The 14,283-nt window shown below is 42.0% G+C and carries 11 protein-coding genes; all 11 read left to right on the plus strand.

The features are described 5' to 3' along the window. Positions 1-98: 98 nt before the first annotated feature. The 11 genes from cdaA to NSS75_RS01505 all read left to right on the plus strand — a co-directional run bounded on the left by cdaA (position 99) and on the right by NSS75_RS01505 (position 14,198). Positions 99-920, plus strand: coding sequence for a diadenylate cyclase CdaA (cdaA, locus tag NSS75_RS01455; RefSeq protein WP_024120028.1), 822 nt, complete (start codon positions 99-101; stop codon positions 918-920). Further along, the gene (locus NSS75_RS01460; protein WP_101860236.1) at positions 913-2,367 is read left to right on the plus strand and encodes a YbbR-like domain-containing protein; all 1,455 of its coding nucleotides are present in this window, start codon (positions 913-915) and stop codon (positions 2,365-2,367) included. The genes cdaA and NSS75_RS01460 overlap by 8 nt, the downstream gene beginning before the upstream one ends. A gap of 18 nt (positions 2,368-2,385) precedes the next feature. Further along, positions 2,386-3,732, plus strand: coding sequence for a phosphoglucosamine mutase (glmM, locus tag NSS75_RS01465; RefSeq protein ID WP_095714759.1), 1,347 nt, complete (start codon positions 2,386-2,388; stop codon positions 3,730-3,732). A 429-nt stretch (positions 3,733-4,161) separates the two neighbouring features. Next, the gene (gene glmS, locus NSS75_RS01470; RefSeq protein ID WP_024120031.1) at positions 4,162-5,964 is read left to right on the plus strand and encodes a glutamine--fructose-6-phosphate transaminase (isomerizing); all 1,803 of its coding nucleotides are present in this window, start codon (positions 4,162-4,164) and stop codon (positions 5,962-5,964) included. Between the two features lie 895 nt (positions 5,965-6,859). Beyond that, a complete protein-coding gene (locus tag NSS75_RS01475; RefSeq protein ID WP_339235521.1) occupies positions 6,860-8,377 on the plus strand; it encodes an NADH dehydrogenase subunit 5 in 1,518 nt (505 codons plus the stop codon). A gap of 13 nt (positions 8,378-8,390) precedes the next feature. Next, positions 8,391-11,009, plus strand: a complete 2,619-nt coding sequence (locus tag NSS75_RS01480; RefSeq protein WP_339235524.1) for a YbcC family protein — start codon at positions 8,391-8,393, stop codon at positions 11,007-11,009. A gap of 76 nt (positions 11,010-11,085) precedes the next feature. After that, positions 11,086-11,604, plus strand: a complete 519-nt coding sequence (locus NSS75_RS01485; RefSeq protein WP_339235527.1) for a carbonic anhydrase — start codon at positions 11,086-11,088, stop codon at positions 11,602-11,604. A 63-nt stretch (positions 11,605-11,667) separates the two neighbouring features. Further along, on the plus strand, positions 11,668-11,958 hold the full coding sequence (locus tag NSS75_RS01490) for a DUF6407 family protein (RefSeq protein ID WP_339235529.1): 291 nt from the start codon (positions 11,668-11,670) through the stop codon (positions 11,956-11,958). Between the two features lie 56 nt (positions 11,959-12,014). Then, positions 12,015-12,377: a DUF2294 domain-containing protein gene (locus tag NSS75_RS01495; RefSeq protein ID WP_003241432.1), complete on the plus strand. Its 363-nt coding sequence runs from the start codon at positions 12,015-12,017 to the stop codon at positions 12,375-12,377. 216 nt (positions 12,378-12,593) lie between these two features. Then, the gene (locus NSS75_RS01500; protein ID WP_024120036.1) at positions 12,594-12,896 is read left to right on the plus strand and encodes a metalloregulator ArsR/SmtB family transcription factor; all 303 of its coding nucleotides are present in this window, start codon (positions 12,594-12,596) and stop codon (positions 12,894-12,896) included. A 129-nt stretch (positions 12,897-13,025) separates the two neighbouring features. Further along, positions 13,026-14,198, plus strand: coding sequence for an MFS transporter (locus tag NSS75_RS01505; RefSeq protein WP_213418248.1), 1,173 nt, complete (start codon positions 13,026-13,028; stop codon positions 14,196-14,198). Positions 14,199-14,283 lie beyond the last annotated feature (85 nt).

A 14,283-nucleotide genomic window follows, 5' to 3' on the forward strand; every position in this document is an offset into this window, starting at 1 on the left:
AACGAAATGTGGTATAATGGGCTCGCTATGTAAAGTACATATGCGTAACACATTAAACTTCAAAATACGAAATGACTGAATTCTTGGAGGACGAGGAAATGGCTTTTGAGGATATCCCTTTTTTGCAGTACCTCGGCAATGCCGTTGATATTCTCCTTGTTTGGTATGTGATATATAAACTGATTATGGTGATACGCGGCACGAAGGCGGTTCAGCTCTTAAAAGGAATCGTTGTGATCGTGCTTGTCCGTATGGCCAGTCAATATTTGGGCCTCAGCACGCTTCAGTGGCTGATGGACCAAGCGATAACATGGGGATTTTTAGCAATTATTATTATCTTTCAGCCTGAGCTGAGAAGAGCGCTTGAACAGCTTGGACGGGGCCGTTTCTTCTCGAGGAGCGGCACGCCGGTGGAGGAAGCGCAGCAGAAAACAATTGAGGCTATAACGAAAGCGATCAATTATATGGCGAAACGCCGGATCGGCGCCCTTTTAACCATTGAGCGGGATACGGGTATGGGGGATTATATTGAAACGGGCATTCCTTTGAATGCAAAGGTCAGCTCTGAGCTCTTGATCAATATTTTTATCCCGAATACACCGCTTCATGACGGAGCGGTCATTATGAAAAATAATGAAATTGCCGCTGCCGCCTGTTATTTGCCGCTTTCTGAAAGCCCGTTCATTTCAAAAGAACTGGGAACGCGGCACAGAGCGGCTGTCGGAATCAGTGAAGTTACAGACAGTTTGACGATTATCGTGTCTGAAGAGACCGGCGGCGTCAGTGTGGCGAGGAATGGCGACCTTCACAGAGAGCTGACGGAAGAAGCGCTGAAAGAAATGCTTGAAGCAGAGTTTAAGAAGAACACCAGAGAGACTTCTTCTAACCGTTGGTATTGGAGGGGCAAGAAAAATGGATAAATTCTTAAACAACCGCTGGGCTGTGAAAGTCATTGCGCTGCTTTTCGCGCTCTTGCTTTATGTAGCGGTTAACAGCAACCAAGCACCAACTCCGAAAAAACCAGGTGAATCATTTTTTCCGACATCTACAACTGATGAGGCAACACTGACTGATATACCGGTTAAAGCATATTACGATGATGAAAATTATGTCGTGACGGGCGTTCCGCAAACGGTGAATGTCACGATAAAAGGTCCGACAAGCGCCGTGAAGAAGGCGAGACAGACAAAGAATTTTGAGATATACGCGGATATGGAGAAGCTGAAAACCGGCACGCATAAGGTCGAGCTTAAGGCCAAAAACGTGTCGGATGGGCTGACGATATCCATTAATCCGTCCGTGACGACCGTCACCATTCAAGAACGCACGACAGAAAGCTTTCCTGTTGAAGTGGAGTATTACAACAAAAGCAAGATGAAAAAAGGCTATTCTCCGGAGCAGCCGATTGTCAGTCCTAAAAATGTACAGATTACCGGTTCTAAAGCTGTGATTGATAATATTTCTCTTGTGAAAGCTTCGGTAAACCTGGAAAATGCAGATGAAACGATTGAAAAGGAAGCGAAAGTGACTGTCTATGATAAAGACGGAAACGCGCTTCCTGTCGATGTGGAGCCCTCGGTCATCAAAATTACCGTTCCGGTGACAAGTCCGAGTAAAAAATTGCCCTTTAAAATTGAGCGGACAGGAAGCCTTCCTGACGGGGTCAGCATAGCGAATATCGAATCAAGTCCCAGTGAGGTGACGGTTTACGGCTCGCAGGATGTCTTGGATTCTCTTGAATTTATAGACGGTGTCAGCTTAGATTTAAGCAAAATCAAAAAGGATTCTGATATCGAGGCAGATATTCCGCTTCCTGACGGCGTCAAAAAAATCTCGCCGTCAAAGGTGACGTTGCATATAGAAGTAGATAGTGAAGCGGATCAGACGTTTGAGAATGTCCCTATTAAGACTGTGGGGCTGAGCAGCTCACAGAACATTGAATTTCTGGATCCGGAATCACAAACGATAGATGTTACGGCCAAAGGCTCTCCCGGCAACATAAAAAAACTGCAGAAATCAGACATAGAATTGTATGTGAATGTATCTGATTTAGATGACGGAGAGCACAGTGTGAAGCTTGAAGTAAACGGGCCTCAAAATGTAACCTGGTCCTTGGGGCAGAAAAATGCAAAAATCAAGCTTACGTCTAAAAAAACGAATACGACAACAAAAGATAACAGCAATACGACGTCAGGGAACCAGGATGACACTGATGACAAGACGAATGACAAAGAGAATAATCAGCGAGAAGATACAACGAACAGCGATAAAAACAATGATGATCAAAATCAAGACGAAAACCAAGATCAAAATCAGGATCAGGATGAAGATGAATCAAATACAGGTTCACAATCTTCATCAGAATAAAAAAGGAGCGATTATAAAATGGGCAAGTATTTTGGAACAGATGGTGTAAGAGGTGTTGCCAACAGCGAGCTTACGCCTGAGCTGGCCTTTAAAGTCGGACGTTTCGGCGGGTATGTGCTGACAAAAGACAAACAACGTCCAAAAGTGCTGATAGGCCGCGATACACGCATCTCCGGCCATATGCTGGAGGGAGCCCTTGTCGCCGGACTTTTATCAATTGGCGCAGAAGTCATGCGTCTGGGAGTCATTTCTACACCTGGTGTTTCCTATTTAACAAAAGCGATGGATGCAGAGGCGGGCGTCATGATATCTGCTTCTCATAACCCAGTGCAGGATAACGGAATCAAGTTCTTTGGAGGAGACGGATTTAAGCTTTCTGATGAACAGGAGGCTGAAATTGAGCGTCTGATGGATGAACCGGAGGATAAGCTGCCAAGACCGGTTGGAGCTGACTTGGGACTTGTAAACGACTATTTTGAAGGCGGCCAAAAGTACCTGCAATTCTTAAAACAGACTGCCGACGAAGATTTTACAGGCATTCATGTTGCGCTTGACTGCGCACACGGAGCGACGTCATCGCTTGCGACACACTTGTTTGCCGATTTAGACGCAGACGTGTCGACAATGGGAACTTCTCCGAACGGATTAAACATCAATGACGGAGTTGGATCGACTCATCCCGAAGCGCTCAGTGCGTTTGTAAAAGAGAAAAATGCTGATATCGGCCTTGCGTTCGATGGTGACGGCGACCGACTGATCGCAGTCGACGAAAAAGGAAATATCGTTGACGGCGACCAAATTATGTACATATGCTCAAAATACCTGAAATCAGAGGGCCGCTTAAAGGATGATACGGTTGTTTCCACAGTCATGAGCAACCTCGGTTTCTATAAAGCGCTTGAAAAAGAAGGGATAAAGAGCGTGCAGACGGCTGTCGGCGACCGCTACGTGGTAGAGGCGATGAAAAAAGACGGCTACAATGTCGGCGGTGAACAGTCCGGCCACTTAATTTTCCTTGATTACAACACAACAGGTGACGGATTATTGTCCGCCATTATGCTGATGAATACATTAAAAGCGACAGGCAAGCCGCTGTCAGAGCTTGCGGCTGAAATGCAGAAGTTTCCGCAGCTTTTAGTCAATGTGAGAGTAACTGATAAATATAAAGTCGAAGAAAACGAAAAAGTAAAAGCCGTTATTTCTGAGGTTGAAAAAGAAATGAACGGCAACGGCCGGATTTTAGTGCGCCCATCTGGCACTGAACCGCTCGTTCGTGTGATGGCTGAAGCGAAGACGAAAGAACTGTGCGATGAATATGTTAATCGCATTGTTGAAGTCGTCCGGTCAGAAATGGGATTAGAGTAACGAAATCTATAAACAGAGAGCGAACAAGACAAGTGCGACTCACATATAATAATTGTGAGACAGGCGGCAAAGTTGTTTAAAAAACAATTGACCATTCTTGGCACATGCTGTAAAATCAAGCTTGTCTTGTTCTTGTTTTCTAGAGGCAGGAAAGACGGGATTTTGTTTCACTTATAATTATAGCGCCCGAACTAAGCGCCCGAAAAAAGGCTTAGTTGACGAGGATGGAGGTTATCGATTTTTCGGCGGATGCCTCCCGGCTGAGTATGCAGATCACAGCCGTAAGGATTTCTTCAAACCAAGGAGGCGACTCCTTGAACAAAGGGAAATCACATGATCTTCCATAAAACATGTAGGAGGGGACGATTGAAAGTCCCCTTGAAAAATGACTTTCTTCGTCTCCTTTTACAATCTTAGGAGGAAGAAATTATGTGTGGAATCGTAGGTTATATCGGTCAGCTTGATGCGAAGGAAATTTTGTTAAAAGGATTGGAGAAGCTTGAGTACCGCGGCTATGACTCTGCGGGTATCGCAGTTGCCAACGAACAGGGGATCCATGTGTTTAAAGAAAAAGGACGCATTGCCGATCTTCGTGAAGTTGTGGATGCCAATGTAGGAGCAAAAGCAGGAATTGGCCATACTCGCTGGGCAACACATGGCGAACCAAGCTATCTGAACGCTCACCCGCATCAAAGCGCACTGGGCCGCTTTACACTTGTTCATAACGGCGTGATCGAGAACTATGTTCAGCTGAAACAGGACTATTTACAAGATGTAGAGCTCAAAAGTGATACCGATACAGAGGTAGTCGTTCAAGTAATCGAGCAATTTGTCAACGGAGGACTTGATACAGAAGAAGCGTTCCGCAAAACACTTACACTGTTAAAAGGCTCTTACGCAATTGCTTTATTCGATAACGATAACAAAGAAACGATTTTTGTAGCGAAAAACAAAAGCCCTCTATTAGTTGGACTTGGAGATACATTCAACGTCGTGGCGTCTGACGCGATGGCAATGCTTCAAGTTACAAACGAATATGTAGAGCTGATGGATAAAGAAATGGTCATCGTGACTGATGATCAAGTTGTTATCAAAAACCTTGATGGCGACGTTATTTCACGTGCGTCTTATATCGCTGAGCTGGATGCCAGTGATATCGAAAAAGGCACGTACCCTCACTACATGTTGAAAGAAACGGATGAGCAGCCAGTTGTGATGCGCAAAATCATCCAAACGTACCAAGACGAAAACGGCAAACTGTCTGTGCCTGGCGATATCGCTGAGGCTGTAGCGGAAGCGGACCGCATCTATATCATTGGCTGCGGAACTAGCTATCACGCAGGACTTGTCGGTAAACAATACATTGAAATGTGGGCAAACGTGCCGGTTGAAGTGCATGTAGCGAGTGAATTCTCTTACAACATGCCGCTTCTGTCTAAGAAACCGCTCTTCATTTTCCTTTCTCAAAGCGGAGAAACAGCAGACAGCCGCGCGGTTCTTGTTCAAGTCAAAGCACTCGGACACAAAGCGCTGACGATCACAAACGTACCGGGATCAACGCTTTCCCGTGAAGCTGACTATACATTGCTGCTTCATGCAGGCCCTGAAATCGCTGTTGCGTCAACAAAAGCATACACAGCACAAATCGCAGTTCTTGCGGTTCTTGCATCTGTAGCTGCTGACAAAAACGGCATCGATATCGGATTTGATCTTGTCAAAGAACTCGGTATCGCAGCAAACGCAATGGAAGCCCTTTGCGACCAGAAAGACGAAATGGAAATGATCGCTCGTGAATACCTGACTGTATCCAGAAACGCTTTCTTCATCGGACGCGGCCTCGACTACTTCGTATGTGTCGAAGGCGCATTGAAGCTGAAAGAGATTTCTTACATCCAGGCAGAAGGCTTTGCCGGCGGCGAACTGAAGCACGGCACCATCGCCTTGATCGAACAAGGAACACCAGTATTCGCACTTGCAACACAAGAGCACGTAAACCTAAGCATCCGCGGAAACGTCAAAGAAGTTGCCGCTCGCGGAGCCAACACATGCATCATCTCACTGAAAGGCCTAGACGATGCGGATGACAGATTCGTATTACCGGAAGTAAACCCAGCGCTTGCTCCGTTGGTATCTGTTGTTCCATTGCAGCTGATCGCTTACTATGCTGCACTGCATCGCGGCTGTGATGTTGATAAGCCGCGTAACCTTGCGAAGAGTGTTACTGTGGAATAATAAATGTTTAACCCCTTTGGTTATTAGCCAAAGGGGTTTTTTTATAGAAGGGCTAACATCTGTTCGTTTATAAGTGAACGGATAGTTTTATTTTATCAGGTGGGTTTGTATGGATCTCATTTAACAATGGTGAGGACGGATGCTTTATAATAAGGTGCAGCAACGAAACATTTAATCACGTCAAGATTCAAAAAATATGTACCATTGGTCAGAAGAATTAGCAATAATTCATTGAAGCTGTACTCACTGTCCAAGAGGTTGAGGATATTTCACTTTACATTCGAACCGAATAAAAGGTACAAGCATTTTTCCGAATCTATTAAAGAGAAATGTAGTTACCATGTAGGGAGGAAGTTTGATACTGCATTCTCTGAACTCCGACATCAAATTTGATTTCCAATGGATTAGAATATGAGTTTTGGTTGACAATGTTTAAAATTTAGCATATCTTATACTTAACTTAATAATCGGCCCAGATGTTTATTTTCGTTTGTTAAATTATTAGGTCTTTAGCATTCTTTCAACTAATCTTGACAGGATGAAAAAGTATCCTAATTTAAATGGAGGAGAAACATAAGTCGATTTTATTTGATAATTAAGCACTATATTAAAATGTAGCGATGATTTCATTCCTTTAGAAGGAAGTTAAAACATAGCATATAGTAAAATGACCAATAATAAGGTAGCTCTTCAAAAAACTTCGCAGAAGTTAGTTGAAGTGAAGCCGACAATTTTCAAGATTCAATGATTAAAAACATCATTGAAATTTTGAAATTGTCGGCTTTTTTATTGGGAAAAAATAGAGATATAAAAAATTTGTATTAAATTATAGAAAATATGATCTGATCTAAAGGTCTTTTGAGCAATAACGACTTTTAAAAAGGGAGAATTTGAAATGTTAGTTTCGCTGAGTTTGTCATCATTATTAACATTATTTTTTATTATGCTTATTGCTTCTGGGATAAGTGGACTATTGTTTTTACATCCACGCGTACCCTTGAGTTTTGTTCGCATTCATATTGGTATCTTGGCTTTACCGCCGTTGGTTTCCTTAGTGATTCTTGCCAATAGGAGTGTGAATGGAAATGTTGGCCCTTGGTACTTCGATTCATTAGCTTGGTTAATGACTTTCTTTGTTTTGACAATTGGCCTAATCATTCAGCGCTTTTCTGTACGTTACTTAATGGGTGATCGATCTTATCGAAAATATTTTACGCTTTTTACTTTCACTACAGGTGCTGCTTCAATTGCGTGGTTAAGTGGTGACCTCCGCTTGATGGTTATTTCTTGGGGAGCAACTCTTGTCGGTTTAACCCTGCTTATAAGATTAAACAGTGCTTGGCAAGTCGCTAGTGAAGCAGCCAAGGTTACTGGCCGATTATTTTTGTTAAGCTGGCTTTCTTTGTTTTTCGCGATAGTTTGGCTTTTTCAAGTCACAGGTCAATGGCAGTTATCATTGGTTTTAACAAATGAAAGCTTAGCTCAACTGGGGGCATGGGAGAGAACAGGGATTAATCTATTGATTGTATTAGCAGTGATCATTCCTGCGGCTCAATGGCCATTCCACAGATGGTTAATTGAGTCTATTGTTGCTCCAACTCCTGTTTCTGCGATTATGCACGCAGGTTTAGTAAATGCAGGCGGGATTATACTAACTCGATTTTCACCTCTATTTAATGGTGGTATAGCATCGATTATTTTACTTCTGCTTGCTGGCATCTCTGTATTGATTGGAACGGGTATTAGTTTGGTCCAGGTTGACTATAAACGCCAGCTAGTAGGCTCCACGATTGGACAAATGGGATTTATGCTCATTCAGTGTGCACTAGGGGCTTATACAGCAGCCATTATTCATCTTATTTTACATGGTTTATTCAAAGCTACGTTGTTTCTACAAGCTGGTTCAGCAGTAGGGCGTCATGAAGTATCGGATCGTACTAATGAAAGAACATCCTATTTATGGGTCATGGCTGGTCGGATTTTATCCTTAGTTATAGGCGTTGCTTTTTGGCTCGCTGCTCCTGGAGAGGGGTATCAATTCATTAGTGCGCTGATCTTAGGGTGGTCATTGTCCGTTTCTTGGACTCAGCTTGTAGCTTTTGGAGAGGGAAGAATGGGTCGAATTGCTGGCTTAACATGTTTAGGAGGAGCAGCCTTTGTATATTTTATCATTCATAACCTCTTCTATAAGTGGCTGCATACAAGCGTTTTTCAAAGTGTTCAACCTCCAATGTCAGCTGTCATCATTGTCGTATGTCTCTTACTATTTGGCAGTGCTTTAGGTACTTGGGTTGCTCGTCATCGTTCTTCAGTTTTCTTCGCAGTACTCTATCTTTGGTTAGTGCGATTAGGTGAAGCAAAACCCAAGACAGTAGAGAGTCATCCAGACTACCTTAAACAATATTTATCATAAGGAGGTAAAAGTGTTGGGCATTACATCCGTATTAATGAAAGAAAATGTAAAAAAGAAAGAGACAGATATTGATGTTCAAGAAAGAGATATTAACGTTTTAATTGAATCTGCCAGCCGAGTCATTGCACCACTTTGGCCTATTTCAACATTCGCTGCACGTAACCCGTGGATGGGACTTGAAAACCAATCTTTTGATCAGGTTGCAAGTTGGCTGAAACATACTCGTGATGTTGATATATATCCTAGTGCGTCTATGATCCGTTCAGCAAAGAATAAAGGTGAGATTGATGAAGATTTTGTAGAAATGGGGCTGCAGCATTGGCTTGATTCACATTCCTTTCATATCCCAAGGGATGCGGCAGAGCGATTTTGTCATGCTGGATTACAATTAGAACCACTGCCTTCCGACCTTTTATCATCACATAAGCTGGAGAAATTGGTGAATGAATGCAGTGGAGTGGATCATATCGAGAATGTTTTTATGCAGCCAATCAGTTCGTATATAGAAAATCAAGATGGTGAAAGGTTAATCAATATCCTAGATCATCATGTCATTAAGTGGAGTAAATTATATCTTGATGACTCTCAAGCAGGTTGGACAATGCCCAACCGTGAGAAAGGTTTCTATCGTGCCTGGCAGCATCTCATTCAGTATGATCCAGCACTTAGTAAAAAGCAGCGTGAAAGGTTAAAAGGTTGGCCGCAAGAGGCACACTTGGCTTTACAAGAAGCGTTATTCGCACTAGAAATCCCAGAATCAGAAATACAGCGTTATCTTGAAGGCCATTTACTTTCCTTACCCGGATGGGCAGGGATGATGCTTTGGCGCTCCCAACAATCGAGCCATGAACATGCACTTCTAACAGAATATTTAGCAGTTCGGATATCCATGGAGTGGGCTCTTATAAAGCCATATTTACCTATTAATAATGAACGATTTGAGAATAAAATTTCAATTACTCCCCTTATAGCAGCTTGGATTCATTGGGGGGGCCTTACATTAGAAGAATGGTCACAGATGCCGGCCAATGAACAAAACGAATATTTATCATTTGCCTACAGCTTTGATGAGAAACTTCGCAGGAAACTTTGGTTAGAAGCATGGGAGCAAACACACACTGATCGATTAAGTCAGAAGATCATCTCGAAACAACGTGAAACCAACGGTAAAAAATCTGCATTAGCTCAATTCGCATTCTGTATCGATGTACGATCAGAGCCTTTTCGTCGTCAACTAGAAAAAGCAGGCCCGTTTGAAACGATTGGTGTTGCTGGTTTCTTCGGGGTGCCGATTGCAACTTGTGAACTTGGCAGTAAACACAGTCATGCCTCTTTGCCGGTCATACAAAAACCGCAAAACAAAATAAAAGAGTTCGCAGATGAAGATGTACTCGAAAAATACAACCAACGCAAGCAGGCAGTTCATTCCTTAAGCTATACATTTAAAAAGATGAAACAGAATGTACTTACGAGCTTACTTCTACCTGAGCTAAGTGGACCTTGGCTTAGTTTGCAAATGGTGGCACGCAGCTTTGCGCCAAGAAGAGCAGAACGTTTTATTCGTAATCTTCGTGAGACTTGGTTACGGAAACCTGATACAAAACTCTCGCTTCATCATGTTAATGACACAGAGGCAGAGATACCAGTGGGTTTTACTGAAGAAGAAAAAGTGAACTATGCTCGGCAAGCACTAAAAATGATGGGATTAACAGAGAATTTTGCACCCTTAGTCGTGATTTGCGGACATGGCAGTCAAAGCACCAATAATCCTTATGCCGCGGCTCTTGATTGTGGTGCCTGCGGTGGAGCGGCCGGCGGATTCAATGCAAGAGTTTTAGCTGCTTTATGTAATCTTTCAGAGGTAAGAGAAGCTCTATTAACTGAAGGAATGAAAATCCCTGAGAATACGGTGTTCGCTGCCGCTGAACATAATACAACGGTGGATGAATTACATTGGATTTATGTGCCAGAGCTTTCTGAAGCTGCACAGGAAGCATTTGATCATATTGAAGCTGTTATGCCGAAAGTAAAACATCATGCAAATGCAGAACGACTGGCCCAATTACCGAATGTCCAATCGAACTTTAAAAACCCGAAGGCTGAGGCACACCGATTTGCGGAAGATTGGAGTGAGATACGTCCGGAATGGGGACTGGCTCGTAATGCCGCTTTTATTATCGGCCAACGTGAACTAACACAGGATTGTGATTTGGAAGGAAGAGCTTTCCTTCATAATTATGATTGGAAGCAGGATGAAAGCGGTGATCTCCTAGCAAATATTATTGCAGGACCTGGAACTGTGGCCCAATGGATTAATTTACAATATTACGCATCAACAGTAGCACCCCATTATTATGGCAGCGGAAATAAAGCAACTCAAACCGTTACTGCAGGTCTCGGAGTGATGCAGGGGAATGCAAGTGACTTGTTAGCCGGACTGCCTTGGCAATCGGTCATGCAATCAGACCATGAGGCTTATCATTCTCCTCTTCGTTTGTTGATTGTTATCCAAGCGCCTAGACAGCATGTAGAACGGTTATTAAATAATGACCCAGTATTTCTGCAAAAAGTTCAAAATGGATGGGTTCGACTGGCTAGTATTGATCCAGAAGGATGTTGGGAAAGCTGGTAATGATGAATCTAAACATTTCTCAAATGGATTTGTTACTCAATATAAAAATGATAAACATAAGGAAGAGGTGTGTTATATGAATGTAGATAAAAAAGTATTATTTTTGACGGACATTGAAAACGGCTTGGAGCCTATTTTACAAGAAGTGACTAACACTCCAGCAGAAAATATGTTGACTATCCAAAGCTATGGTGCCGCTATCTCACATCCTTATGGAGAAATCATGAGGTCTGTTATTTTTGCGATTTACCAGGAAGATGTTGAGGAGGTCTTTGTAGTAGGAACAAAAGATAAACAGACTTCAACAGGTCATGGACTAACTCAACTTGAAACAATGAAAGATAAAATACAAACATTGGATTATCTCTTTCAAAATTGCAAGCCTGAATTTTTAGGCGGTACAGTCGATGAATGGCTAAATGAAAAAAGCAATGGTATTGAAAAAAGTGTTGATATCATTCGTCAACATCCACTGGTGCCGTCATATGTTAAAGTCAGAGGTTTAATCGTTGATCATAAGGATGGGGAATCCTCAATTGTGGAGGTTCCTTCTACTAAAACAGGTCAAGCCTTACCCGATCATTGCTTGTCATGATGGAGTGAAGTGGTCAGCTTCTACACCCATATATGGGGAGAAAGCAGATTTAAGGAGAATGTAATGGGCGCTAGTATAACTGATTTTGTCACGAAAACAATAGAGGAAATGAGCTCGTTTGATCGAGAAAATATGGAATGTATGAAAAAAGTAATAAGAAAAGCAATTCATTTTTATCATTTAAAATCTTATGAAGAAGTTGAGGAAACCCATTTAGGGAGCGTTCGATTTTTGCATGTACACTCTATGATGGAAGAAAATGTGTTATCCAAAATTGTAGCGGTCACAAGAAACGGCACAACTGATTTGGATATTGAAGGTGTATATGAAGGACATGTTGTAAGAGAATATTAATGAGACGAAATAACTAATAGAATATGCCAATTATTTTGCCAGGAGATGTGTTATATATGAAAAAAACGAAAGGTTCTATTGAATCAGAGATCAGTAAGTCCATTACGCAATGGGAGAAGGATTATCTTGGGCGTGGGTCTGTATCTGTTAAAACTGATATACTGCGGGATATGATCATCGTTAATTTAAAAGGAATTTTAACACCAGCAGAATATGCAGTTTGTGGATCAAAAGAGGGTATGTTATCTATCAAACAAACTCGTTCGGAGCTAGTTGAATCAGGGATAGAGGGTCTAAAGGATATTATCCTAACGATAACTGGAGAAGAAGTGAAAAGTTTTCATACCGATTTAAGCTCTCGGACAGGCGAACGAGTGATGGTATTTAAATTATGTAATGATCTTGAGAAAAATCTATAATATTTGGAGAGATAAAAAAGCAGAATGAGAGCAAAGTATATATAAAGCAGCGCTTTCTAATGGTCAATCTAACAGTAGATATGCGAAAGTTAAGTTCTGTAATACCTCCAACTGAACTGAAATAAGTCTTCAGATTTTTAATGTCTAAAAAGAAGTCAGTCATCAAAAACGAAAAAACGAATTGACATATCGGAATATAACGATATAATAAACGATATGGAACCCATTGAAGTATTCAAAGCCTTATCAAATGAATCAAGGCTGCAAATTTTGCAATGGCTGAAGGAACCTGATCGTCATTTTTCACCCCATGAAGGGATTGATATGAACACAATCGGGGTATGTGTCAGTCAAATAACAGACAAATTGAAAATGACGCAATCAACGGCTTCCCAATATCTCACTATCCTTTTAAGAGCCGGCCTGATTAAGGCTCAACGAATCGGAAAGTACACTTATTACAAAAGAGATGAAGAAGCCATTGGGAAACTTGCGGACTTTCTTAAAACAGAGATATAAAAATAAACATCAAAAGATGTTTATTTTTACGCCATACATATCGACATATTACGATGTGTTTATTTTTTAAATTAACATATCGATAATTCGTGATATGTTGTTTTAATAAAAATTAAGGAGTGAATGTTTATGTCAAACACCTGGAAAATTTATATGTTAGCCATTGTCAGCTTTTTAGTCGGAACTTCAGAGTACATCATTTCCGGTATTTTGGATCACATTGCGCATACACTCGGGATCACCTTGGCCGCCGCGGGCCAGCTCATTACGATCTTTTCACTTGTATATGCTCTTTTAACACCCGTACTCATGGCGTTGACAGCAAGTATGGATAGACGCAGATTGATGATTTATGCTCTCGGTTTGTTTGTGTTCGGCAATATCTTGGCCTTTGTTCTGCCTGGTTATGGTTGGTTTATTGCAGCGCGGATCATTATGGCGATGGGAGCAGGTGTGGTTGTTGTAACCGCATTAACGATTGCCGCTAAGATTGCGCCGGAAGGGAAGCAGGGCAGTGCCATCGCTACGGTCGTTATGGGATTTACCGCTTCTTTAATCATTGGTGTTCCGCTTGGAAGAATGATAGCAGTAGCATTAGGCTGGAAGTCTGTATTTGGTGCAATTGCTTTGTTGGGATTGATCGCAATGGCCGTTATATTCTTTACTCTTCCGCATACTGAAGGGGATAAACCTGTACCTTTGCTTCAACAGCTTGCTCTTTTCAGAAAACGGAAAGTGGCGATGGGATTATCAATCACTTTCTTCTGGCTTGGGGGATATTCTGTTGCTTATACCTATCTGTCACCGTATCTCTTGAACATTTCAGGAATTAGCGGCAAGTTGCTTAGCGGTGTTTTGCTTATATTTGGAATAGCCAGTTTGGTTGGATCAAAGTTTGGGGGATATAGCACCGATAAATGGGGAGTGCCCTTTACACTCGTTGGCGGGATGACATTGCATATCGTCACACTGATTCTGCTGTCACTTGTCACCCATTCCCATATCGGAGTGTTGGTGATTCTGATATTATGGTCGTTTGCCGCATGGTCTACCGGTCCGACACAGCAATTTCACCTGGCCACAATAGAACCGGGAATGTCAGGTGTTTTGCTTAGCATGAATCAGTCAATGATGCAATTCGCCATGGCAGTCGGCGCAGGGATAGGAGGGGTTTTTGTAGAAAACGTATCATTGGCCTCGATTACCTGGATTGGTGCATTAGGGGTTATGATTGCAATTATTGCATCATTGATGATTTTTCATTCACAACCGAAACAGGCGCTAAAAGATATTAATCAATAATATACTGCTTTGTTTTACTGTTTAAAATTCAATGGGTTCATTTCGAAAGATCTAACATCCGCTTGTTATCAAGCGGATGTTTTTT

This window comes from Bacillus sp. FSL K6-1012 (genome assembly GCF_037964915.1).
GTDB classification, from domain to species: domain Bacteria; phylum Bacillota; class Bacilli; order Bacillales; family Bacillaceae; genus Bacillus; species Bacillus halotolerans.